The sequence below is a fragment of the Mesorhizobium norvegicum genome, from assembly GCF_004919685.1.
In the GTDB taxonomy this organism is placed as follows: Bacteria; Pseudomonadota; Alphaproteobacteria; order Rhizobiales; family Rhizobiaceae; genus Mesorhizobium; species Mesorhizobium norvegicum.
The window spans coordinates 110,859-134,231 of the sequence record NZ_SMYZ01000081.1 but is presented as its reverse complement, the minus strand read 5'-3'; the positions used below and the strand labels follow the sequence as shown (position 1 = coordinate 134,231).

Here is a 23,373-nt window from a genome sequence, read left to right as displayed (position 1 = left end):
AGCCCGACACGTTGGCCCCCCGTCAGAATAGTCCGGCTCTGGGCCCCAGGCGGGCGAAACTAACGGGCGCCAGAGAGAGCTTTAGGCGTCACAGAAGAGCGCCCGGCGACACCTCCACATCGACATACCGAAGCGTCGTGACGGACTGCAGGCGATGCTCCAGTAGCCGGCAATCAAAACCATGCTCCGCGCGCATTTTTTTGGCGGCCGATCAGTTTCGTGTGCATTCCCGCCTGGTTCCGTGAGCTCAATCGCGATAGAAAATACCGTTTGGGGGCTTGAGGTTGTCGAGATCAGCCACTTTGCCCTCCGGCGGATTAAGGGCGCGCTTAAGCACGTTATATTCAGCGCGGGTCGGTCCACCGGTCGAAGCACGCTGGAACACCAAGTAGAGCGTCCGCCGCGAACGATTGCTTTTATTCGGCTTCGAGTAATGCGGTGCATAATCGTCGAAGATGAAGATGTCGCCAGCCTTCCATACTACGGGTTCCCAGGAGAATGTTTCGGCGACCTCAGGATCCATCACCCCGCCGGCATCCATGGGAAATACCCCCTTCTTGTGGTTGCCGGGGCTGAAGAAAAGGCCACCATTGTCCGGGTCGGAATCGTCAATGCCTATGGCAACGATCGCATGGACCATCCGGTCGGGCAGCCTGTGTGGAATGTGATAAATGTCCTGATGCGGGCGATAACCGCCGCTATCGGGATAGTGGAAGATCAGCAACTCCTTAAGCCTGCGCGAATCTTCGCCAAGCAAATCCTCGACCGCAGACTTCATGCGCTGATCTTCTAGGAGGAGAAGACGCAATGGCTCATGGAAGTCGAGAAAATTCTCGGCCTTGGAGATAATCTTCCGATTGTCCGTCGTTTTCTCGAACCACATGAGCCATTTATCATCGCTGACATCCCAGCGTGATATGTCTTCAACAAATCTGGAAATACCTTTCAAAGCCGCGGGATCGAAGAACCTTTCGAGCCTGACGTATCCATCTTTCTGCCACTTTTCTCTTTGTGCATCGGTCAACATGCGAAAAGCCTCCTGTTGGAAAGAGTGGTTGGTCAAACATTCCGGTTAGGGGCGGTCGGGCGCTGGCCACGGAGACGATACTCCACGGCATGCAGACGGCGGCGCTAAGTGCGTTCCGCTCCGGGTGGATTGCAAGGCTTTGTTGTCCCTCCTCAATGGAGAGATCGCCGAGGCCCGTAAAGGTCTGTCGATCCGGTCCGTCTGCATAGTAGTCACGGCCGAGCATGCTGTTGATGGTGCGACTGCCCGAAAGACGACCTTCGTGCAGCCTGACGCAACGCAAGCGTGCGCAGCGCGAATCTTTGCGACAAGTTCCCGTTCGGGGCGGGCGATCAGGGAGGGCACGTCGCTGGCATCGGGTCCATCGATGCTCAAAAACGGGTACTGTCCGCAGAAGTTCGGCGCCAGACTGCCCATCCGAGGCCACGCCGGGTCCTCGGGTTCCCTAAGCTGGTCCCGATCACTTACCTCACCCGGTCCAGCCACCACACGCTTCGCTATGGGCCGGAAGCCTCCGCTGACGGCCGACGCAGCCATGGCCGCCAGCGCCACTGCGCACTTTCGAGTGAGCGACCTGGTCCGGTTTCGACGACCGTGGGGCAAATGGACGCCCGCAGAATAAAGCGATGCGCCCATAGGTCCAAGCGCATGTTCAGTCACGATGAGTTCGGAGCGGACTCCGGCCGCCGCCGCAGCGGAGGCGGATAAAATTCCTTGGACGCCACCGCCGATGATCAGTAGTCGCTGAGTCATATCCCGCTGCCCATTTCTTCGGCTACCGGGTCGGGCCAGCTCTCGACGGTGGTACGGCTGATAAAGCCAGGATGCTCAGGGTTCGCGCACGGCGCGCGCTGTAGAAGGCTGTCAAGAATGCGGCGAGCTCGCCAGGCCAGCAGGCTTAGGTTCGGATCGGCCAGCCCGCGCTGCCCGGGATTGGCGTTCTGTACGAAGATGCGTCTGTCACGCGGTCCGTCCCAGCACACCGAAAAATCCTCGTTGATGACCAACTCATTGTCGGTCTGTTGCAGCCGATCCGCCATCGGTTCCAAAAAGCTTGGCACGGCGTTCTCGTAACCGGTGGCCAGGATGACGATGTCGGCGGTGACTTCTTCGACGTCGCCCAAGCCGCGCTGCAGCGTCAAGTTATGACCCGCGCCGGCGTTGATGCAGCGCGAAACGTTGCAACCCGGCCGCAGTGCGATGTCACATAGGTCTGGCTCAAGAAATTCGTGGCGGTACAGCGCCTGGTAGACGGCGCGCAAAGTGCGATCCGAAATACCATCCGAGGCGAGCACGAAACGCCGCAGGAACAGCTTGCGCTGCGGCTCGCTCATTGCCGCGAAACGATCCGAAAAACAGGGCATGAACAACTCGTTTGTGAACGGGCTGTTGTCGAGGGGCAGGTAGTTTTCGCGCTGCGAGACCCAGGTGATCGAGGCAGGCCGCCGTTCTCTTGGCCCACCGACCAAATGCAACAGCACCTCGGCTCCCGACTGGCCTCCACCAACGACACAAACATGTTTATGTCGCACCTCAGGATGGATGTGCAGCAAATCGGATGAATGGAACAGGTTGCGTCCGATCCAGCCCTGAAATTGAGGTGGAATCCGCGCTTGCTTGCCGATGCCGACCACCAGGTCTCTGGCACTAAGCACCGCGTCGTCCGTGCGCACCCGAAACTCGCCGTCATAGCGTATCTCGTGGACGGTCTCGCCGCCGCGCACAAGTGGGTTTCTGCGGAACGCCCAGTTCAGGTATTGCTCGAACTCAGCCCTGAGCACAGCATCGAACTGTGCATTCAGAAAGTGGTATAGACGCCCGTTCTCGTGCAGGTAGTTTATGAACGTGTAGGCGGATCGCGGATTCACCAGCGTGACCAGATCCTTGATGTGGCTGACCTGGAGTTCTGAGGACTCGAATGCGGTGCCTGGATGCCAGCGGAAGTCGACTTGCCGATCCAAGAACAGTGCCCCGTGCCCAACCTGCTCATGGATCTGACACGCGAGGCTCAAATTGGACGGGCCAGCACCGATCCCAATGCAAGAGAGCTCCAGGTGCCTTGCTCCTGCTGACGCCTCCCAATCAGGCGCTGTACGCGGCGAATGTCGGCCATGGCCGCTGGGCTTGCCCTTCCCGCACGCATCATCGACACCACAGGACTTGCAACAGTTTGTCCGGGCGTTCGTAGTATCGGGTGTGACGCCCGCGGATGCCGGCTCCGTGATGAGATCGGCACTCATGCCGACGACATGTTGCGCGTGGCTGACATCGAGAATCCCCCCTCGATGACCCCGGAGTGGTCAGTGACATGCTTTCGCAGCCTATCCCTCATTGCAATTGGGCTCGGTTGCCCGCCTCGACCGTGATGAGCCGACCTTCGGCCTGCTTGGCGACCAGCGAGGGCACGGTCATGAGTGCGGCGACAGCATTTTTCCGTGGGTTTGATCATAGAAGACGTCCGCTGCTGCGTTCGGGAGGTCCCCTGCATCGAACGTGCCAGAGCAAAACATCAGCAAAAGCAACGGAAGGCAGGTTTGCGATCCTGTCGAGTATCCAACATTGAGGCCGAAACCTTGCACCGGCGCCGATTTTTGCACGTAATCGTACTTTTCGACTTCATAGCGTTGCAGGCGCTCTTGGCACTTTCCACACGGCCGTCATCGCGGGCTGGCCCCGGCGGCGAGTGTCGATCCCTGAAAAGGAATTTCCGTTATCAAGGTCCTCATGAGGACTATCCCGACATGGTCCTGCATTACGGCGACACGACGGATGCGGCTATGCGGTGGCGAAGCTCTACGGCTACTGGATCACCATGAACTACCGCGAGGTATACGGGCTCTATGGCATCCTGTTCAATCACGAAGGGCCGACGCGCGGCGAAACTTTCATCACGCGCAAGGTGACGCGTGCGGTGGCTCGATCATGGCCGGCAAACAGGACTGTCTCTATCTCGGGAACCTGGAAGCAAAGCGCGACTGGGGCTCGGCGCGCGCCTATGTCGAGGGCATGTGGCGCATCTTGCAGCATCAACCTGACGATTTCGTGCTGGCAACCGGCGAGACACACACGGTCCGCACCTTTGTCGGGGCTTGCCTTCAGGCGAGTCGAAAAGGAAAATCGTCTGGGAGGGCGAAGGCGTTGACGAGGTGGGCCGTGAACGCATGAGTAATCAAGCGCTGATCCGGATCGACAAACGCTGTTTCGGGCCAATCGAGGTTGACCTGCTGATCGGCGATGGCTCTAAGGCAGCCGACAAAACTCGATTGGAAGCCGAAGATCACTTTCGATGAGTTCGTCTCGGAAATGGTCGAGGCTGACTGCCGCGCCTACGGGATCGTGTTAGCGTGGCGTGAAAACACGATGACTTCGCGGCATGTGCATCTTGCCGTTTCAGGGACGTCGGCATTTCAGGCCCGCCGCGGTCAGCCGGCGTCAGTCAGTTCTATCGTTTGGATCGGCAAATTCACACATCCTGCAAAGCAGAAAACCAGCCGCTCCATTCATGCGATCGACGATTTCGCAAAAAACTTGGCTTTTAAAGAGATCGCCATATTCGTCGCATAGAAGGTTGCCCAATACGTGACGCCGCTCAAAATCCATGGAGCAGAGAGTGACCTCGCCGTTTGGAAGGAGTACATTCCGATACTGCCGTTCGTCCACGCATATCAGCGCTCCGACGACTGGCTGCCGTGGTTCTACAATCTTAGGGTCTACGCTTCCACCCCTGCTGCTCACCGGTCGCGCGCGAACTAGGGCTTGGGCAGGGATAATGTCGGCGATATCGGGATGGGGCTCACCCAAAACCACGAATCGGATCGAAGGGATGTCGGCGTCGACGAGTTGACCAACCAAATCGCGATACTTGTCTCCGACAAGGCGGCTATTCATGTGGGCGCCATCATCAAAAACATGAACCACGAATACCCCTAACCGCAGCGCCTGCAAGCGTTGTAGATCCTGCCCCTTCATTCCCACAAGCGTCGTGAAAATCCTGATGCCGTGGCCTTTGGCGGAAGCGTGCTCGACCATTTCGGTGCAATCCGGATTGAGCCATGGCTCAGAATACCCGGCAAAACTAATGTCGACGGAGGCTGGTACGCGCGCCAGACAGCGCTTGAAATCTCCAAGACTAAGATGCTTCGTATCAGATACTTTTCTTTGCCGGTCAGCGAACTTGTCCTGCGGACAATATGAACATCCCACGATGCATCCTGTGGTCGTCGTTATCTCCAAAACTCTGCCGGCTGGGATAGCAGAGCGCAGTTCCGGTAAAATCATTCGTTGTGACTCCCACTCGTCTTGGTCATGCATAACGTCCAGCATGGTGTCTTTGGCTTCATGACACCGACAGTCAAGACAGTCCGAATGAGCCCAGCCATCTCCGCCTGGGCAGCAGTCAACAGCCGGTTTCCTCAATCTGCCGAGCGGACGATCAACGAACTTTGGGCGCATCGGCGCGGCAGGGCGGCGCAACCGCAAAGTCGCGCGTCAGCCATTGCCAAGGTGTAGCCGTGACCGTTGAGCGGGCGCGCCGCCGGCGCAGCAGACCATCAATCGTCTCGCGTTCTTATGCGGTCAGCCCCCACTCAATATTGCAGCCTCTCCAGCAAAGGCCGTGCCAGCGCGCTTAGCCGCAGCAACTGCACGAGTAGGCTTCGAGAAACCTCACGCCCAAGGCGGCCGGTTGTTTTGGACCAGACATGTTTTTTGTCGCTGTCAGCTTTTGGACATGTATTTCAGACGCTTGAGGACAGACTTGGCTGTCTCCCCTGCGGTAATGTTGGCGTCGGCTCATCATCTAGCATCATTTCGGCGCCGGCTGTGTGCGCGGAAGATCTACACGACCTGACCGCCGCGTGCAGCGACTGCCTGCCGGCTCATAGCTGATCTTTTCTCCTGAAGCCGGCGATGGGGCCAGGCCGTCGAGTGCGTGCTGCCGGATGCTGCGTATGCTGTCTGGCTAGACGGCGGATACCGCGTCACCTCCATATTTTCGCGACAGAGGTTTGGTGGCGTCGCAGGCCTTCCTGCTACATCACCGCAGTGCTCGGGAATTCGTATCTGATCCGCGTGAGGCGAAGACCTTCTCTCTCGACTGGCTCGCCGAGGCCGTCTGTCCTGCGGGCACCGAACGATTTCTCATTTGGCATGGCGCATGCGCGTCGATCCGCAAACCCCGTCATGAGGACAAATCGGAGCTGGCCGCCACTCCACCTCCTCCTACCACGAGGGCAGACGGGAAGCAGCGCCTTCAAATAAGGAACAAAATAACTTTACCTCGAATCTTGCCTCTCGATCACAACCGGAGCCATGGAACCGCGTCCGCGACCATCGCCTCGCGCCCCAAGGCAATTGCCCAGCGCAAATGGCTACGCGCGATTACGCCATGCATCCCTTACGAGGCTATGACAGCACCTCGGAGAGCCTCGCCGCCATCATGCAGACCGATCTAAGCCCACCTGATCCAGCACAAAGGAATTTCAAACATGCACCAAGATACCGTCCGTGGGAAAGCTTTCGCCATGCCCCTGACCAGCCCGGCCTACCCGGCCGGCCCATATCGCTTCCGCAACCGGGAGTATCTGATCATCACATATCGCACCGATCCGCAGAAACTGCGCGACCTTGTGCCGGAGCCGCTTCAGGTGTGCGAGCCTATGGTCAAGTTCGAGTTCATTCGCATGCCGGACTCGACGGGCTTCGGCGACTACACGGAAGGCGGACAGGTCATCCCTGTCTCCTTCTGTGGCCGCAAAGGGAGCTATACCCATTGCATGTTTCTCGACGACCATCCGCCGATAGCGGGCGGACGCGAGTTGTGGGGCTTTCCCAAGAAGCTCGCTAGCCCAACGCTCCGAACGGAGACGGATACCCTTGTTGGCACGCTGGACTACGGGCCGGTCCGCGTCGCGACGGGTACCATGGGCTACAAGCACCGAGCCGCCGACCTCGCGAGCGTGAGGGCCTCGCTCGCTGAACCGAATTTCCTCCTCAAAATTATCCCGCATGTCGACGGCACGCCGCGCATCTGTGAGCTGGTGGAATATCATCTAGAGGACGTCCATTTGAGGGGCGCCTGGACCGGCCCGGCAGCCCTGAACCTCTGGTCGCATGCGCTTGCCCCCGTCGCCGAACTGCCGGTGCTGGAAGTAGTCTCGGCAGTACACCTCGTCGCAGATCTCACGCTCGCGCTCGGGAAGGTCGTCCACGACTATCTCACGGAAGCCTAGCCTCGCCATCGGAAAGGAAGAACCATGAACTTTTACAGTGCTATCTCATTGAACCAACGCGATGGGGAGCTGGTGGACGGCTTCTCGACAAGGAACGCCACTGACAATCTCATACAACGTCTTTCCAGCGACCTAGCCTTAGAGGACATTCCGCCGCTTTGCAGCGAGTGCAGGCGCCTCGCGAGTAAGAGCGATTGCCCTTGCCCATCCTCCCTGCTTTTGGTGCAACATATGCTCGCTGCCGTTTACCAGCGGCTTGACGCCATTGACTGCCTCTCAGAGCAAGGCGCCATAAGACTGAAGGCTTTTACCGATTATCTGGCGGCGGTCGTTCGAATAGCTTCAGAGAGCGGCGACGCGGCACCCTGGATTGATCTAGCAGCCCGGTTTAGCGCTCTTTTCGATCCCGACGAAGTTGCCCATTGATCTCGCGCCTATCGCTTTTTCGTGGAACGAGCGGCCTCGTCGGCAGATGCGTCATCGATCGCCAGCGGCGTGCCGGCGCATATGCGAGCGTAAAAGCGCCGAGCAGCCGGTGATGTATCTCGAACGTGACGACGCCGATTGGCGCGATGCGCGTTGGCTTGGGGCCCTCGTGCCCAAGCATGGGTGCGTTCCCATTCCGCGGCATCGTACTCGCGAGCCCGTCTGTGCCGTGCTCAAGCAAACGAGCTCGAGCGAACCGCCCCCGGTTGCGGATTTAGACAATCGTTGATGGAGTTGGCTGGCGAATTGGCGCGTTCGGCCTTCGGTTGGAAGACCGGCTTGAGGGGGGCCAACGAAACGGAATTGGCGAAGCCACGCTGGAGTATGCCTTCACTGGGGTCGCGTCCCTGCACGTGCTGTAGCGCAGCGTTCGCGAAGCCGCTCGCGAGCGCGCGCTCATAGCGCTGAGCGGGCGAGCGGCTTCGGGGCGGGCGCAGAGGCTGGGTAGACGGGCCGGACTCACCTCACCCGGTCCAGCCACGACATGCATCGCCAAAGGCAAGGACCCCGCTGACCGCCCGCAAGGGGGAGATTGGCCGTCATCGCTGCCTTCGCCAATCTCCAAGGCTAGAAGTTTGGAGCCGCCAGGGAAGCTGCCGGTCTCCCCCCTTGCGGGGAAGATGGCCGGCAGGCCAGAGAGGGGGCTGTCCCGCCAGCGTTAGATCACATTCAATTCCCTGAACGCCCGCCCTTCAGCGACACGGCTGTACCCAAACGCCGAGCAGTCCACCGTGCGGTAGCCGCCGTGCACGATCAGCTCGGCCAGCGCCTTGCCGACCGCCGGCGCCCTGCTGCAGGCCGTGGCCGAAAAAACCATTGGCGAAGATGAAATTGCCGACCTCCGGATGCGGCCCTATCAGCGCGTTCTGGTCGAGCGTGTTGTAATCATAATCCCCGGCCCAGGCGCGGGTCGCCTTGATCGCTTCGAAGGCCGGAATGCGGGTCGCCAGCACCGGCCAGATCACCTCTTCGAACAGCGGCCAGTCGACCTCGAAATCCCCGGGATCGGCCGGGCCATCGCCCTCTTCCGGTTCGGCGCCGCCGGTGAGGTAGACCGAGCCTTCCGGCCGCACATAGATGCCGGAGGGATCGACCAGCAGCGGCATATCAGAATATTTCTCGCGCGCCTCGAAGACGAAGACGTTGCGCTTGCGCGGCTCGACCGGCAGCGAAAGCCCGGCAAGCGCCGCGACCTTGCCAAGCGTTCGGCCCGGCGGCGTTGACGACGATGCCGACTTCCAGCCTGTCGCCATTGTCGAGGCTGACACTGGTCACGCACTGGCCGTTCCACCTCCGCCTCGCGCATGACTGGAGAGATTTCCGGCGGGCGTCGCCTCCCGAGCAATGCTTTTCATGTTCGTTACTCTTCGTAAGATCGATTATTTCGATGGAGCCCATCTACGTATGAATGCAGGCGTCACAGTAGAGCTTTGAACAGCATCGGTGCGGGTCCGGAACCGTCATCGAGCCAAAAACAGCGGCAATGTCGGCTTTTCAAAGATCCATCTGGTCACACCGCCAAAGAGCCGCTCACGCAGCCGACGGCTGCCATAGGCGCCCATGACGATCATGTCCGCAGAAATGTCGATTGCGTGCTGCGCAAGCACCGTGGCCGCCGATTTGCCGGCACTTGGCAGGAGGTCAACCGACACCCGAGCACCGTGCCGAGTGAGATAGGCAGCGATGTCGGCTCCAGGCTCCGCGCCGTTCCCGTTGTAGTTGGCCTTCGGATCGACCAGGGCGACACGAACTTCCTCAGCAACGCATAGGAGGCCCAGCGCTTCTCGAACCGCACGGGACGCCTCGACTCGCGAATCCCAACCGACCAGGACGCGCCGTGGCCACAGCGTCGCCTCAGCCCCCTTCGGCACAACGAGCACCGGCTTTCCCGTATCGAACAAGCAGCCGTTGACCACAGGAGGTCCGAGATTCTCGTCGTCGAGGAGCCCCGGTCCGATGATCGTGAGGTCGGCGCAGAGCGCCCGCTGTCGTGCCACTTCACCGAGGCTGGCCGGATCGTAATAGTCGGTGTCAACGTCATAGGCGAGCGACATAGATTCCAGCAGTTTCTGAATATCTCTGGAGCGTTTTTCCAGTCTGACCGCGTCCTGTGTAAATCGATCGATTTGCCGAAACCGATCGTTCAATCTGGCAATTGCCTTTCCACGTGCTACCGGCCACTCTGGGACACCATCTCCGATCCGCCGATGCGACATAAGGAGCATCGGAGCGGGTATAATCAGTACGGAAAGGTGCGCGCCGATCTCCGCACACAAGCCGGCAGCAGTTCTGACGTCCCGATCGGAATGGTCAGCGCCGGTCGAACAGAGTACCGTTTTAAAGCCCATTTTCCTGCTTCTTCCTGAGTGTTCGATGAGGGCGTTTCAGGCCGCAAGACCGGCTCACAGCGCGAGGAAAAGAGAGTGGCACCAGACCCGGCACTCGATTCAGCCGTCCAGCTTCTCGAGCGAGTAGCCGGCCGATCTGACGGTACGAATGACGATACCGGTCGAGGCCGTCTCCAGTGCCTTTCTGAGCCGACTGATATGGACATCGACTGTGCGTAGACCGACATGGATATTGGCCGGCCAGGCCCCGCCGATCAGCTCGTCCCGGCTGAAGACCTTGCCGGGAGCCTCCAGCAAATGCCGCAGCACGTTGAACTCGATCGGTCCGAGATGGATGTCATGGCCATTGCCGCAAACCCGGTGGGCATCGAGCTTCATCTCAAGGCTGCCATAGGAAAGCCAGCTGTCGTTTTCAATCCCGTTTGAACCCGGCTTCGGCAGCGCCAGCCTCGTCCGCAGATAATCGAGCAGCTTGGCCGGCGCCATTGGCCGCACAAAGCTCTCGTCAATGCCGGCCTTCAACAGATCAAGGTGCTGGTTCTCGGCGCCGGGCGCGATCAGGGCAATGATGGGCAGGCCGCCGGTCCGGGGTTCCCGCTTGAGCCGGGCGCAGATTGCGGACCCGGTAAGGCTCGTTGGACCGCAGTCCAGCACCACGGCCTGGAATTCCCGTTCGTCGGCCTTTGCAAGTGCTTCCTTGGCGCCGCCTGCCGGCTCACTGACGAAGCCGTCCACCTCCAGTATGTGGCTGAGGAACAGATAGAACTCCGCATCTTGCGAACAGATCAGGACGAGTGGCTTCATCAGCGCTACCCCGAGAACCACATTGGCCTCGACCGCGTCGGCCGCGTGGGCTGGCCATCGCGGCTCCTCAAGGCCTGACATGATCCTCTTGCTCGAAAATTGGTTTCATGCCCGTGCCACCTCGGGATAGGCGTCGATGGCTGCGATGGCATCGTCGACCAATTTCGTACCGGCCGCGGCGAGTTTGCAGAACGTCTCGAAGCCGAACCGATGGACGTCGCGCACGGTCTTGGACAAAACGACCAGCCGCCCGGCGGTGAAAAGCACGCGCCCGAACCCCTCATGGCTCATTTCGATCATCGGCGATGCCATCAGGCCGGAGCGCTCCTCGATCGCAAGGGCGACGGCAGTGTAAAACTTGTCGAGCCTCCACAGCACGTCCGGATCGGGATCGCCGATGATTGGGATCGTACGACGCCGTTCCTTGCTGACGATGAAGTCGGCCAGCAACTCGGCATCCGCTGTGCCGTCCCATGACCCGTGGGTATCCTGAGCACGGATCAGCCGCACGAGGCATTTGACGAATGGGCTGGCAAGGGCCGCTTCGTCATCGTTGACAGCAGGGCTGATAGCGACTTCAAACATTTTGCACTTCCTCGTTTTAGTCCTCGTCCTCGAAAGAGGGTTTCTTTTCGGCGACACCAGCTTCGGCCAGCACCTTGCGCAGCCAGGGCGGAGGACACGTTCTCAGCATCATCTGCGTGCGCAACAGCACCTCTTGGATGGTTTGTGGCTGCGGCACCTTGATTGGATGGATTTTTGCCGAAATAACCTTGGCTGCCGAAGGCCCGCCGATGGCCAGACAAAACAGCAGATGGCAGCCCTTCAGCGCCTCCACCTTCGGCGTGACGCGGTCATCGCCCTCGGTCCGACGCTTCCCGCTCTCATCGGAAACGTCATCGAAGGCCACGGCTTCCACGAGATGCCACTCCTCGCGCGTCACGTCGTAGACAGCAAAGCGCTTGGCCGACCCGAAATGGGCATTGAGATTCGTCATGTCTTGCGTGGCGATGGCTACGCGCAATGCGCCTGCCCGTCGGTCCGTCATCGGTGCGTGAACCTCGTCAGTGACGAGTGAGAGGCGACGAACGGAGCTCATCTGGCATTTCTCGTTTCCGGAATGGATCAAGCGCCTCAGGCGTCGGCGCGTGCTGGTTGGCCTGAAAGATATTGGCAACATCGAAGATCAGGTCGCGGGTCCCCCGATAGAGGATTGTGAGCTTGTGCTGGCTGCCAAGCCGGTCGAAGATAGGGAAGCCGACGCGCATGAGCGGAATGCCAAGGCGTCGCGACGCCTGGCGACCGTGGGAATGTGTTACGAGAAGATCCGCGCCCGCTGCAAGAGCTTCCAAATCGCCGAGATCGCCGATCTGAACCCACTCCGCCGGTACTTTTTGCAGAATCTTCGACATATCGGTCGTCGTGACCGCCGCCGCGATGTCACAGCCCATGCCGGTGAAGAAGGTTGCGAGTTGATAGAGTTGGTCTGGTTCAGCAGCGATCGCAATTTTCTTGCCTCCGAAATGGAAATGTCCGTCGAGCAATGCATCCTCCAATTGCGCCCGGTGACGGCGAACCCGGGCCGGCACCGCGGCGCCCGAAACCGCCGATAGCAGCGAGACGAACCGGTCGACGGCCTTCAATCCGGTCAGCGACTGGAACACCGCGTAAGGCACGCCGGTCAACCCGTGCAGCGTTTTCGCCGGGTGGCGCATGTGCTCGCCGATGACGATGCATTGCGCGGCCATGCCAAGCTCGCGGATTTCCTCGACGCTGGTGCCGCCATAGGTAGTGGTTACCCAGCGGTCAGGAACCGTGCCGTCGAGTGAGCCGGAGACGTCCGGCAGGATAACCGGCTTGAGCCCAAAACTTTCAACCATGTCACGCAAATGCTCGACGTCAGCGACAGTGAGGTTGCATCCGGGCAGGATCGCGATCTTCTTCGGCTGCCGGGTCCGTGCGCCCGACCGTGTAATCCCTTCGATCATCGCCGCGACAGCCTTGGCCCAGCCTTCTTCGATCGCGCCGCCGAAATCAGGCGTGTTGGCCAGCACAACCTCCGTACCCGCGAGCTCTTCCGCATGCTTCAGCTTGACGTTGGCGATATCACTCGCGCAGTCTTCGCCACGGGTCTCCACCAGCGCGGTCGTGCACACTCCTATCAGCTTTGGCTTAGTGCGGGTTTTGAGGTTGAGGATCGCCTCTTCCAGATGGTCCGCTCCGCCGAGTATGGTTGCCACCTCATCCATCGCCGTTGTCTGCAAGGGGATCGCTTCCTTGAAATGCCGCACGAAGAGCACGAGCGCGAAGCTGGTGCAGCCTTGGCTGCCATGGAACAGGGGCATCGCACCCTCGACTCCAAGAAAAGCGAAGGCGGCACCCAGCGGCTGCGACGACTTCAGGGGGTTGACCGCCGCTGATTTGGTATTGCGAAGGATGCGGACCATCGGATTTCCTCATCGGTCGCCGAAGCGGTGAGCCGTCGCGCCGGCGAATTCATTGAAAGCGTTCACAGTCGCTGTCCCGTTCTTCGTGCTCGCCAGATCGTCCTGCCCGGCAGGCTGGCGATCCCATGGCGCCGGCTCCCGCACCTGGCCCCAGATCGGGTTATGAATGGCGAGGTCGATCTGCCGTACAAGTTCCACCATGCCGTCATAGCCGGCATAAGGATGTTGGCGCTCCTGGTTGATATCGAGCCACGGTGTCTTGGCCTTCAGGGCGATGAATTGCGTGCGCCCGCCCGACAGCATGATGTCGGCCTTGTGTTTTGAGAGCATGGCGTAAAGATCGCGCGCTGCCATCTGCTCGAACATGTGGTTTTCGTCCTTGAGGATCCGTTTGATCCGCTCCTTGTCTTCGACGGTGGATTTCTTGACCGAGGTGCCGACGATCTCCATGCCAATCTCCATCAGCGCGTGGACGACTGACCAGGACTTCACACCGCCTGTATTGAGCAGCACGCGCTTGCCTTGAAGCCGCCGGCGGTAGGCCTCGAGCTTCTTCCACGCAATCGCCTCCTGCTCGGCAATCAGCGTCTCTGTGCGATCGAGGATCTCCGCATCGGCGCCCTTTCTCACCAGCAGCTCAGCAATGTTGCGAAGTGCTTCGGAGGTATCGGTTATGCCGTAGAAGGAGCCCTCGAAGAACGGGATGTCCCAGCGCCCCTCCATCTTGCGGGCCAGATTGATGAGTGCGCTCGAGCACACCAGCATAGCCGCCCGGGCGCGGTGCGCGGATGCAACGTCGATGTAACGCGCATCGCCCGGTATGCAGGCGCGCACCCGGATGCCAAGCCGATCAAGCAGCGGCTTCACCAGCCAGAATTCGCCGGAGAGGTTGAATTCGCCAAGGATGTTGATGTCGTAGGGCCCGGCGTCGTCGGGTTCCACCGTGCCGATGACATGATCGAGCAACGCTTCGGCGGCAAGTTTGTTGCCGAGGTTTTTGGAGCCGGCCAAGCCCGGCGCATTGATCGGCACCACGGCCAAGCCGAATTTTTCGGCCGCGCGTTTGCACACGGCCTCGATGTCGTCGCCGATCAGCGCCGTCACGCAGGTCGAATAGACGAAGACTGCCGGCGGCGTATATGTATCCTTGATCTCGCGGATCGCCCTGAACAGCTTCCGCTCGCCCTGCCCCATCACGATGTCGAGTTCGGTGAGGTCGGTTGTAAAGCTTGTCCGCCACAGGGTTGGCCCGGACGAAGCTGCGCCTCTGTTGTCCCAGGAATTGCCCTCGCAGGCGAGCGGCGCATGGACCAGGTGCGCAACGTCGGTGATCGGCTGCAGGACGATCTTGGCGCCGTCAAAGGCGCAGCCGCCGGCTGCCGCCCCGGGGGTCAGCGGCTTCGAGCAGCCCTGCTTGCGCGCCTTGGCATTCTTGCCGCGGTTGGTCTCGCAGGCGGGTTCGTCGAAAACGTCCTGGATCTTGGCACTGAGCGAGGTCATTGCGTCAGTCTCCGAAGTCCATTGGGCATGGGCGGCCTCGGCGAAAAGCCGGCACGGGCTTAGCGGGTGAGGTCATAGGAATAGTCCGTCACGCCCGTTTCGCTCGTCTCGCGATCGAGCTTGTCGAATATCTTGTCGAGGATCGTCGTCAGCACGCGTAATCCACCCTGGTAGCCCATGAGGGGAAAGCGATGGTGATGGTGCCGGTCGAAGATTGGAAACATCAGCCGGATCAGCGGCGTGCCGGTGTCGCGCTCCAGATACTTGCCATAGGAATTGCCGATCAGCAGGTCCACCGGCTCTGTAAACAGCAGCGAACGCATCGCCCAGAGATCCTTGCCCGCCCAGATCTGCGCATCCTGGCCGAAGGACGAGGATGCAAGCAATTCCTTCATCTCGGCCTCCCAGGCCGATGTGCCGTTGGTCGCGAGGCAATGTGTCGGCTCGCCGCCGGTCTCCATGACGAAGCGGGCCATGGCGTAGACGAAGTCCGGATCCCCATAGATTGCGTACTTCTTGCCGTGCAGCCATGACTGGCTGTCCGCCATGGCGTCAACCAGTCGGCCGCGCTCCATCCGGATTGCCTCGGGGATCTCCTGGCCGGAAATCGCCGAGACCTTCATCAGGAATTCGTCGGTCGCCTGGACACCCAGCGGATAGTGGAAGGATGCCGTCGCCTGCCCGACCTCGTTGCAATATTCCAGCGTCTTGCGGGTGTTGTAATGCTGCAGCGACAGTGTCGCCTCCGCGTTGAGCGCCCCTTTCAGGTCTTCGATCTTGGTGCCACCGTCATACATGCGGTATTCGCCGTCCGACGGCGTGTCGAACTGGTCTGAGGCGTCCTGAATGACGATATAGGTGACACCCATCAGGTCGAGGAGGCGCTTAAGTTCCCGGTTGTTTCCGACGCAGAATCCGTCGAAGCCTGGAATGATGTTGATGGTCCCAGCGGCCTTTGAGCGCTCGCTGCCCTTCCAGAAATGCTCCAGCACGCCCTTCACCATGCCGTCATAGCCATCGACATGGCTGCCGACAAAGGCAGGCGTATGAGCGAAAGGCACGTCGAAGTCGCACGGGACCGAGCCTTCGTTCTTGGCGTTCTCTATGAAGCTCCGCAAGTCGTCGCCAATGACCTCGGCCATGCAGGTAGTCGAGACGGCGATCATCTTGGGGTCGTAGAGCTTGTAGGTATTGGCGAGCCCGTCGACCATGTTCTTGAGGCCGCCAAACACTGCCGCGTCCTCGGTCATCGAGGAGGAAACCGCTGACGAAGGCTCCTTGAAATGTCGCGACAGATGCGAGCGATAGTAGGCAACGCAGCCCTGGCTACCGTGAACGAAAGACATGGTCCGCTCGAAGCCCGCGGCCGCGAACACCGCGCCGAGCGGCTGGCAGGCCTTGGCGGGGTTTATGACAAGCGCCTCGCGAGCGAGGTTCTTTTCGCGGTATTCCCAAGTTTTGGTCAATTCGCGTTGATCGGTAACGATCTGATCAGGGTGCGGACATTCGAAATTCAGTTTCTTCTCGGCAAGCATTTGTCTGTATTCCGGCTCGCGGAACAGGGGAGCATGGTCGAGAATTTTTTCGGCCGATTGCGGCATGGTGGTCACCTTTTCCATCTGGCTGCGGCAAGCGGCAGCACAGGGACATCAAAGCGTTAAAGGGCATCCAGCGTGGATCGAGCACGCCCCAAGCATTTATCGGCCTCCCTGCCAGGGAGGGAGGCCAGTCCTCATTCGGCGGCGACCGCCGTCGGCGGCGCGTCCTTCATCTTTTTCCACGGCGCGCGGTAGAGACCCCAGACCGGGTTGTTGATGGCCAGATCCATGTCGCGGGCGAAAATGGCGAAGCCGTCATAACCGTGATACGGGCCGGAATAGTCCCAGGAGTGCATCTGGCGGAACGGGATGCCCATCTTCTGTACCGGGTACTTCTCCTTGATACCGGAGCCAACGAGATCCGGGCGGATGCCTTCGATGAACTTCTCCAGCTCATAACCGGTGACGTCGTCATAGAGGAGCGTGCCATTCTTCACGTAATGGCCGGTGCGCTGATAGTCGTCGTTGTGGGCGAATTCGTAGCCGGTGCCAACGATCACCATAGCGAGGTCCTCGTAGGCAGTGATGACGTGACGGGGGCGCAGGCCGCCGACATAGAGCATCACCGTCCTGCCTTCGAGGCGCGGTTGGTACTTGGCGATGACGGCATCGACCAAAGGCCGGTACTTGGCGATGACCTTTTCGGTCTTCTCCTCGATTTCCGGGCCGAAGTGTTTGGCGATGTTGCGCAAGGAGGCCTCGATCTGGGAGGGGCCGAAGAAATTGTATTCCATCCAGGCGATGCCGTACTTTTCCTCCATGTGCCGGCAGATGTAGTTCATCGACCGGTAGCAGTGGATCAGGTTGAGTTTGGCCTTGGGCGCGCGCTCTATCTCGGCGAGCGTTGCGTCGCCCGACCAGTTGCCGACCACCCGAAGTCCAATCTCCTCAAGCAGGATTCGCGAAGCCCAGGCATCGCCGCCAATGTTGTAGTCGCCAACGACATTGACGTCGTAAGGGCCGGACTCGAAATCGACATCGTCCTTGTCGAAGACCCAATCGCGGATCGCATCATTGGCAATGTGGTGGCCGAGCGATTGTGAAACGCCGCGGAAACCTTCGCAGCGCACCGGTACAATCGTCTTTTCGTGCTCCTTGGCCTTCTTGCGCGACACGGCCTCGATATCGTCCCCGATCAGGCCGATCGGGCATTCGGACTGCACCGAGATGCCCCCACTGAGCGGAAACAGGTCCTCGACCTCGTCGATGATCTTTTCCAGCTTCTTGTCACCGCCGAAAACGATGTCCTTCTCCTGGAAGTCGGAGGTGAACTGCATTGTCACGAACGTGTCGATGCCCGTCGTGCCGACGTAATAGTTGCGGCGTTGCGACCAGGAATATTGCCCACAACCGACTGGCCCGTGCGAGATGTGGACCATATCCTTGACCGGACCCCACACCACGCCCTTGGAGCCGGCATAGGCACAGCCGCGGATAGTCATCACGCCCGGAATGGATTTGATGTTCGATTTGACGTCGCATTCGGAAAGGCCCTTGTCCTCACCTCCAGCCTCGTCCTTGCTCGTTGCGACACTGAGGTGCTTCTTGCGACGCTTCGCCGCCTTGTCTGGATATTGGGACAGCACGTCTTCGATAAGCTTCGCATGCAAAGCGCCGTCATTCTCATAGTCGAGGCCCATGGGACCTGCCCCTTTCAAGGTTCGGGTAACGCCTCGCCAACGAGGCCTTGTTTCGTACAAAGGGGCGCCAGGTCACGGTCGGCGCCCCCTGTCGGTAGCGGCGGCTACTGAGCGACGGCCAATTTCGCTTCCTTGGCCTGAAGCTCGGCAAGCATTTGCTCGTCCGTCTTCATGATGCCGAAGTCGAGCAGCATGTCCTCGAGCTCCTCCATGGTGATTGGGGTCGGGATGGTGCCCTGGCCCGAATTGACATGGATCTTCTCGGCCAACGCGCGGTACTCCCCTGCCTGTTTGGAGTCCGGCGCATACTGGATTACCGTCATCTTTCTCAGTTCGGCGTGCTGGACGATGTTGTCGCGCGGCACGAAGTGGATGAGCTTGGAATTGAGTCTGGCGGCCAGCGCCTCGGAGAGGTCGAGCTCGCGGTCGGTCTGTCGCTCATTGCAGATCAGCCCGCCGAGCCGCACGCCGCCCGAATGGGCGTATTTCAGGATACCCTTGGCGATGTTGTTGGCGGCATAGAGCGCCATCATCTCGCCGGACATGACGATGTAGATTTCCTGGGCCTTGTTTTCGCGGATCGGCATCGCAAAGCCGCCGCACACCACGTCGCCCAGCACGTCGTAGGAGACATAGTCGACATTATCATAGGCGCCGTTCTCCTCGAGGAAGTTGATCGAGGTGATGACGCCGCGGCCGGCGCAGCCGACACCCGGCTCGGGGCCGCCAGACTCCACGCACTTGATGTCTTTGTAGCCGATCTTGAGCACGTCCTGGAGTTCAAGGTCTTCCACAGAACCTTCTTGGGCGGCGAGATGCAGAACGGTATCCTGCGCCTTTGCGTTCAGGATCAGCCGGGTGGAGTCGGCTTTGGGGTCGCAGCCGACGATCAGGATTTTCTGTCCGAGGTCGACCAGGGCGGCTAGCGTATTTTGAGAGGTGGTGGACTTGCCGATGCCCCCCTTTCCGTAGAATGCGATCTGACGCAGACCTGACATGTTGCTTCCTTCCTTCTTTCCATCCATAGCGGTTACCCGCGACTTGAATGCCGGTCGGCAGATCCCGCCGCCTCGCACCGATCGTTTCAAAATTCGTGCCAATTTGGCCGGCTGGATCGAAGAAGAAATTTTATGATTGCTTTTCAGCTGTTTAACATTTGGCAAAAATATTAAATTGGCTAAATAAACTTGTGTCGCGGCCCTGACAAAGGCGACAGGAAATGTCGGATGGCGTTGAGTGAGACGTCGGCCGCGGAGCCCGGAAAGAAGCTAGTTGTCAAAATCTGATGGAGTAGATGCCCCCTCCCGACGCCATCGCAATGTGCCAGTTTGGTGATTGCCAGAATCGACCAAGACAGAGACGGCATCCATGGAAGTTACCACCATTGGAATCGATCTTGCAAAGCGGGTCTTCCAGGTTCACGGCGCGGCGAGTGACGGGAAGGTTGTCTTTCGCAAGAACCTGTCGCGCGCAGTTGCTGCCGTTTCTCGCCGGACAGCCCCGGTGCACGGTGGCGATGGAAGCGCGACCGCCCACGACTGGGGGCGTACGATCGGCGGGCTCGGGCATGCCGTCCGGCTCCTGCCGCCGGTCTATGTGAAGTCCTTTGTAAAGCGGCACGCGGAAGCGGCCCTCAGGCCGACAATGCGCTTCGTGGCTGTCAAAACCGAGGAGCAAGAGGCGCGGTCGATGATCTTCCGCACGCGCGACCTCTTGGTGCGCCAGCGCACGCAGCTGATAAACGCCCTGCGCGGCCACCTCGCCGAAGCACGGGGTCGTCGCCCCACACGGCCCGGCCCACGTGAAGCGCCTTGCGGATGCAATCGAAGACGAGGAAGGCCTCATCCAGCCGATCGTCCGCGACGTTGGTCGTCTCTACCTCCAGCAGATCGCCATCTACAGCGAGAAGATCGCCGAGCTCGAGAAGACCCTCCCTTGGCTGTAGATCATCTGGGAGCTCGTCCCACTGGATTTGGCGCGCTGAAGGAGCGGAGATCAGCCAAATCCGCGAGCGTTCCAAGTGGATTCCGTCCACTCTATCTGAGTTTCAGCCATCTTGCCCTCCCGAGCATTCCTTAACCCGCCGCCGCATCAGACCGCTCCGCGTATCGGATTGACGACCTTGAGCCCGGCAAGCCCGCTGCGCGGCTTGCCGGCCAGTTTTCCTCCTGCCATCAGCCGCGCCCAGATCAGCCCTGCCTTGTCGTCGAACGAGAGGATGCGGCCCGCAAACAGCGCCTGCGGCCCCTCAGGCCCAGAGAACCAGTTGTCGAGTGCGTCGCGTTTTTTCCCGCGCGGCTTCTCCAGAACCCTGCGAAGAATTTCCGCAACGGTCAGCGAAGCGATAAACAAATCCTCGTCACGCTGTCTCGACATCCATGCCAGGAGCGATTCCGAAGGCTGCGATTTGACGACATCGCTGATGATGTTGTTATCGAGGAGGTAGCGTGTCACAGGTCGATCTTCCGCACCTCTTCATGGGGGCGGGAAAGATCGAGGTCAGCTCCCACGAGCGGCGAACGACGCAATGCGGCGAGAATCCCGCCAAGCTTGGGTGGCTCGCCGGCGATGGTCTGGCTGACAGCAGCGCGCAGGCTAGAGGTATCCGGTCCATCTTCGGCCAGGCGGCGAGCCAAAGATCGAATGAGGTCGCGATCGGCATCGCGGCCAAGCACCTCGAAGCGCGCCAAGCCGCGCTCGCTGAGGCGAGATCGATAGTTTTGAATGGCGCGTTTTTGCGAGCTGCTCATAGTTGCCTCCGACTACAACACACATACGTAATACATTCGACATACATCATAACTACAACAAGAAGGAACATACAGATCTAAATAAAAAGACAGTCTTCATTTCTCATTTCCAGTAATATAACCAGAATACTGGGTTTGATCAAGGTGCAGGCAGTCCGAGCAGTGCTCTCTTTCTGTTGAATGGCATCGGTGGGGACGCGCGATATATGTTACGCGACGGTACTTTTTGACCAGCGTCGAGTTCTTGCGCTGACAAGAGAAATATCTCGGCGCCGACCAGAGGGCGTCGGCCCCAGGACGGGCGAGGCTCGTTCGGAGAACGGCGCGAAACAGGGATTGGTCGATTCGCGCGGCGATGATTGACCACAACGCCTGCTGGGCGGGTTCCGCGTGCAGGTGCCCGTCGCTGCCCGCCTTGAAAAACTGTCAGAAAATCGCATACATTTCTGACAGGAGCATGGCCATGCAACGGTTGACCGAACAGATTCTTGCGCACGCGAAAGGGCTGCCAGAGGGCACGCCGGTCGCAGCTAAGAGCTTGCTTCACCTCGGGAATCGCGCCGCGGTGGATCAGGCATTGTCGCGTCTAGCCGAGCGCACGCAGTTGATCCGGGCGGGTCGCGGCGTCTATCTCCTTCCGGTCACGAGCAGGTTCGGCACCCGGGCTCCCTCCGTGGAGCAAGCGGTCGAGGCGCTTGCCAGCCAGCGCGGGGAGATCATCGTCACGAGTGGGGCCGTTGCCGCCAACACCCTCGGTCTCACGACACAGGTGCCGGTCCGGTCGGTCTATCTGACTTCCGGCCGCACCCGGAAGATGAGCCTCGGCAAGCAGGTCGTCGAGCTTCGCCATGCGCCTCGTTGGCAGCTCGCCATGGCGCATCGGCCCGCTGGCGAGGCGGTGCGAGCGTTGGCTTGGCTTGGGCCGGAGAAGGCTGAGGCCGCCCTCCAGACACTGAAGCGGAAACTCCCGCCGGGCGCCTTCAGCGAGTTGGTCGCGGTAGCGCCGCAGCTTCCGACCTGGATGGCGCGCAGCGTGGGCAAGGCCGCACATGGCTGATCCCTTTCTCCACCTCCCGATCGAGGATCGGCGGGAGGCGCTCGGCGTCGCGGCCGATCGGTCCGGCAGGCCGGCGCATCTCCTCGAGAAGGACGTGTGGGTGGTCTGGGCGCTCGCCACCTTTACGGCTCGGCGCTCGGCGAACATCTGGTGTTCAAGGGCGGCACGTCGCTGTCCAAAGCCTATCAGGTTATCCAGCGGTTTTCCGAGGACGTCGACCTAACATACGACATCCGGCCGATTGCACCCGACTTGGTGGGCGACGACGGCGAAGCGTTGCCGGAGACCCGTAGCGAGGAAAAACGCTGGTCCAGTGAGGTGCGTAAGCGCCTGCCCAATTGGGTTGAAGGAAGCGTTCAGCCGATCATCGCAGATGCGCTCGCGGCTGAAGCTTTGGCGGCCGCCATCCGCGTCGAGGGCGAGAAGCTGTTCATCGACTACGAAGCCGCGACGCCTGGCTCCGGCTATGTGGCGCCGAGCGTGATGCTCGAATTCGGAGCACGATCGACGGGCGAGCCCGCGAGCTTGCGCGACATCGCCTGCGACGCGTCTGGCCTGATCGAGGGCGTGACCTTTCCCACGGCTCGTCCACGCGTGATGCATGCGGAGCGAACCTTTTGGGAGAAGGCGACGGCCATCCATGTCTTCTGCCTGCAGGAGCGCCGGCGCGGCGATCGCTTTGCTCGTCACTGGCACGATGTCGCGCGGTTGGACGAAACCGGTTTTACCCCGTCCGCCTTTGCTGATCGCGATCTGGCGAACGCAGTGGCGCGCCACAAGACCATGTTCTTCGCCGAGAAAGCGCCCGATCGAACGCCCATCGATTACGCGGCGGCTGTCAACGGCGGTCTGCGGCTTGTGCCCGCAGGCGATGGTCTGAAGGCGCTTGAAGAGGACTACGCCCGCATGGTCGACGACGGGCTTCTTCTGGAAGACGCGGAGCCTTTCGAAGCGCTGATGGCGCGATGTGCCGATATCGCCGAGCGAGCCAATTACATCCGCGAATAGAAAAAACTGGGGGGACGGCGCCGTGCGAATTTCGCGGATCAAAATTACAAACTTCGCCAATCGGCGCGCTGCGGGCGGGAATGCTCGATGCGCTGATGGCGGCAGAGCCAAGCCTCGCCGATCAGCGCGAACAGGTGGTGCGCATGTCGGCGGCGCTCGCTGTCGGCGGGCCGCTCGCCGACCTGGATCTGGCGAGCCTCGGTGGACGCGACGCGTCGCCTCTCCATCTTAATCTGTTGACGCCGCACTCGGCAAAGGGCTGCGAAGATGATGTCGTGATCATGGTGGGACTCGATCTGGGCGGTTTGCCCTGGCGCACCGAGCAGCCGGCGGCGCGACGCGAAAGCCGACGGCTGTTCTATGTTGGCCTGACGCGGGCCCGCGACGAGATCCATATGCTGTATTCCGGTTACGTCGATACCGGCCGCGGGCGAAGGTTCGGCACCCCGTCCCGTGCAAGAGCGTAGCTGTCGACAAG

Annotated in this window: 19 protein-coding genes and 4 pseudogenes; 8 read left to right on the top strand and 15 right to left on the bottom strand. The window is 60.4% G+C overall.

The genetic code is table 11. The annotated features are described in order from the left end of the window. Positions 1-247: 247 nt before the first annotated feature. A complete protein-coding gene (locus tag FCU66_RS30745; protein WP_136617661.1) occupies positions 248-1,027 on the bottom strand; it encodes a phytanoyl-CoA dioxygenase family protein in 780 nt (259 codons plus the stop codon). 749 nt (positions 1,028-1,776) lie between these two features. Beyond that, on the bottom strand, positions 1,777-3,081 hold the full coding sequence (locus tag FCU66_RS30740) for a lysine N(6)-hydroxylase/L-ornithine N(5)-oxygenase family protein (protein WP_136617744.1): 1,305 nt from the start codon (positions 3,079-3,081) through the stop codon (positions 1,777-1,779). A gap of 722 nt (positions 3,082-3,803) precedes the next feature. Here FCU66_RS30740 and FCU66_RS30735 point away from each other — a divergent pair. Then, a pseudogene (locus FCU66_RS30735) lies at positions 3,804-4,351 on the top strand (GDP-mannose 4,6-dehydratase); the annotation flags it as partial. Positions 4,352-4,459: 108 nt separating this feature from the next. Here the strand turns inward: FCU66_RS30735 and FCU66_RS30725 are convergent. Beyond that, positions 4,460-5,305: a radical SAM/SPASM domain-containing protein gene (locus FCU66_RS30725; protein WP_246094095.1), complete on the bottom strand. Its 846-nt coding sequence runs from the start codon at positions 5,303-5,305 to the stop codon at positions 4,460-4,462. 1,208 nt (positions 5,306-6,513) lie between these two features. Here FCU66_RS30725 and FCU66_RS30720 point away from each other — a divergent pair. After that, on the top strand, positions 6,514-7,257 hold the full coding sequence (locus tag FCU66_RS30720) for an acetoacetate decarboxylase (RefSeq protein ID WP_136617664.1): 744 nt from the start codon (positions 6,514-6,516) through the stop codon (positions 7,255-7,257). 24 nt (positions 7,258-7,281) lie between these two features. Beyond that, complete coding sequence (locus tag FCU66_RS30715) at positions 7,282-7,683, top strand: hypothetical protein (RefSeq protein ID WP_136617665.1); 402 nt, start codon at positions 7,282-7,284, stop codon at positions 7,681-7,683. A 718-nt stretch (positions 7,684-8,401) separates the two neighbouring features. On the opposite strand, the pseudogene FCU66_RS30710 reads toward FCU66_RS30715, so the two are convergent. The 10 genes and pseudogenes from FCU66_RS30710 to nifH form a co-directional block, all read right to left on the bottom strand. Next, a pseudogene (locus FCU66_RS30710) lies at positions 8,402-9,027 on the bottom strand (NAD(P)/FAD-dependent oxidoreductase); the annotation flags it as partial. A 176-nt stretch (positions 9,028-9,203) separates the two neighbouring features. Further along, the gene (locus tag FCU66_RS30705; RefSeq protein ID WP_136617666.1) at positions 9,204-10,091 is read right to left on the bottom strand and encodes a universal stress protein; all 888 of its coding nucleotides are present in this window, start codon (positions 10,089-10,091) and stop codon (positions 9,204-9,206) included. A 99-nt stretch (positions 10,092-10,190) separates the two neighbouring features. Beyond that, positions 10,191-10,976: a response regulator transcription factor gene (locus tag FCU66_RS30700; RefSeq protein WP_136617667.1), complete on the bottom strand. Its 786-nt coding sequence runs from the start codon at positions 10,974-10,976 to the stop codon at positions 10,191-10,193. 24 nt (positions 10,977-11,000) lie between these two features. Beyond that, positions 11,001-11,480, bottom strand: a complete 480-nt coding sequence (locus tag FCU66_RS30695; RefSeq protein WP_010913614.1) for a NifX-associated nitrogen fixation protein — start codon at positions 11,478-11,480, stop codon at positions 11,001-11,003. A 16-nt stretch (positions 11,481-11,496) separates the two neighbouring features. Then, positions 11,497-11,994 (bottom strand): nitrogen fixation protein NifX, encoded by a 498-nt coding sequence (gene nifX / locus FCU66_RS30690; RefSeq protein WP_010913613.1) that lies wholly within the window; start codon positions 11,992-11,994, stop codon positions 11,497-11,499. After that, positions 11,960-13,342, bottom strand: coding sequence for a nitrogenase iron-molybdenum cofactor biosynthesis protein NifN (gene nifN, locus FCU66_RS30685; RefSeq protein WP_136617668.1), 1,383 nt, complete (start codon positions 13,340-13,342; stop codon positions 11,960-11,962). Before nifN ends, nifX begins: the two co-directional genes overlap by 35 nt. 9 nt (positions 13,343-13,351) lie before the next feature. Then, the gene (gene nifE / locus FCU66_RS30680) at positions 13,352-14,842 is read right to left on the bottom strand and encodes a nitrogenase iron-molybdenum cofactor biosynthesis protein NifE (RefSeq protein ID WP_136617669.1); all 1,491 of its coding nucleotides are present in this window, start codon (positions 14,840-14,842) and stop codon (positions 13,352-13,354) included. 59 nt (positions 14,843-14,901) lie between these two features. Then, on the bottom strand, positions 14,902-16,443 hold the full coding sequence (gene nifK, locus FCU66_RS30675; RefSeq protein WP_136617670.1) for a nitrogenase molybdenum-iron protein subunit beta: 1,542 nt from the start codon (positions 16,441-16,443) through the stop codon (positions 14,902-14,904). A gap of 131 nt (positions 16,444-16,574) precedes the next feature. After that, positions 16,575-18,080, bottom strand: coding sequence for a nitrogenase molybdenum-iron protein alpha chain (gene nifD, locus FCU66_RS30670; protein ID WP_136617671.1), 1,506 nt, complete (start codon positions 18,078-18,080; stop codon positions 16,575-16,577). Positions 18,081-18,184: 104 nt separating this feature from the next. Next, the gene (gene nifH / locus FCU66_RS30665; RefSeq protein ID WP_006331760.1) at positions 18,185-19,078 is read right to left on the bottom strand and encodes a nitrogenase iron protein; all 894 of its coding nucleotides are present in this window, start codon (positions 19,076-19,078) and stop codon (positions 18,185-18,187) included. On the opposite strand from nifH, the gene FCU66_RS41380 reads away from it, so the two are divergent. Further along, on the top strand, positions 19,077-19,214 hold the full coding sequence (locus FCU66_RS41380; protein WP_168991843.1) for a hypothetical protein: 138 nt from the start codon (positions 19,077-19,079) through the stop codon (positions 19,212-19,214). The two genes, nifH and FCU66_RS41380, sit on opposite strands and share 2 nt — an antisense overlap. A 234-nt stretch (positions 19,215-19,448) precedes the next feature. After that, positions 19,449-20,007 (top strand): annotated as a pseudogene (locus FCU66_RS42255) (transposase); the annotation flags it as partial. Between the two features lie 164 nt (positions 20,008-20,171). On the opposite strand, the gene FCU66_RS30655 reads toward FCU66_RS42255, so the two are convergent. Both FCU66_RS30655 and FCU66_RS30650 read right to left on the bottom strand, forming a co-directional pair. After that, entirely contained in the window at positions 20,172-20,534 is a 363-nt protein-coding gene (locus FCU66_RS30655) for a PIN domain-containing protein (protein WP_246094093.1), read from the bottom strand. Continuing rightward, positions 20,531-20,830, bottom strand: coding sequence for a hypothetical protein (locus tag FCU66_RS30650; protein WP_136617672.1), 300 nt, complete (start codon positions 20,828-20,830; stop codon positions 20,531-20,533). The genes FCU66_RS30655 and FCU66_RS30650 overlap by 4 nt, the downstream gene beginning before the upstream one ends. A 463-nt stretch (positions 20,831-21,293) precedes the next feature. Between FCU66_RS30650 and FCU66_RS30645 the strand changes: the two genes are divergently transcribed. The 3 genes and pseudogenes from FCU66_RS30645 to FCU66_RS30635 all read left to right on the top strand — a co-directional run bounded on the left by FCU66_RS30645 (position 21,294) and on the right by FCU66_RS30635 (position 23,362). Then, positions 21,294-21,887: a DUF6088 family protein gene (locus tag FCU66_RS30645; RefSeq protein ID WP_044551219.1), complete on the top strand. Its 594-nt coding sequence runs from the start codon at positions 21,294-21,296 to the stop codon at positions 21,885-21,887. Next, a pseudogene (locus FCU66_RS30640) lies at positions 21,880-22,895 on the top strand (nucleotidyl transferase AbiEii/AbiGii toxin family protein). Before FCU66_RS30645 ends, FCU66_RS30640 begins: the two are co-directional and overlap by 8 nt. Positions 22,896-22,975: 80 nt before the next feature. Beyond that, positions 22,976-23,362 carry a 3'-5' exonuclease gene (locus FCU66_RS30635; RefSeq protein ID WP_136617673.1) on the top strand — a complete coding sequence of 129 codons (387 nt, stop codon included), beginning with the start codon at positions 22,976-22,978 and terminating at the stop codon, positions 23,360-23,362. The last annotated feature ends 11 nt before the right edge of the window (positions 23,363-23,373 follow it).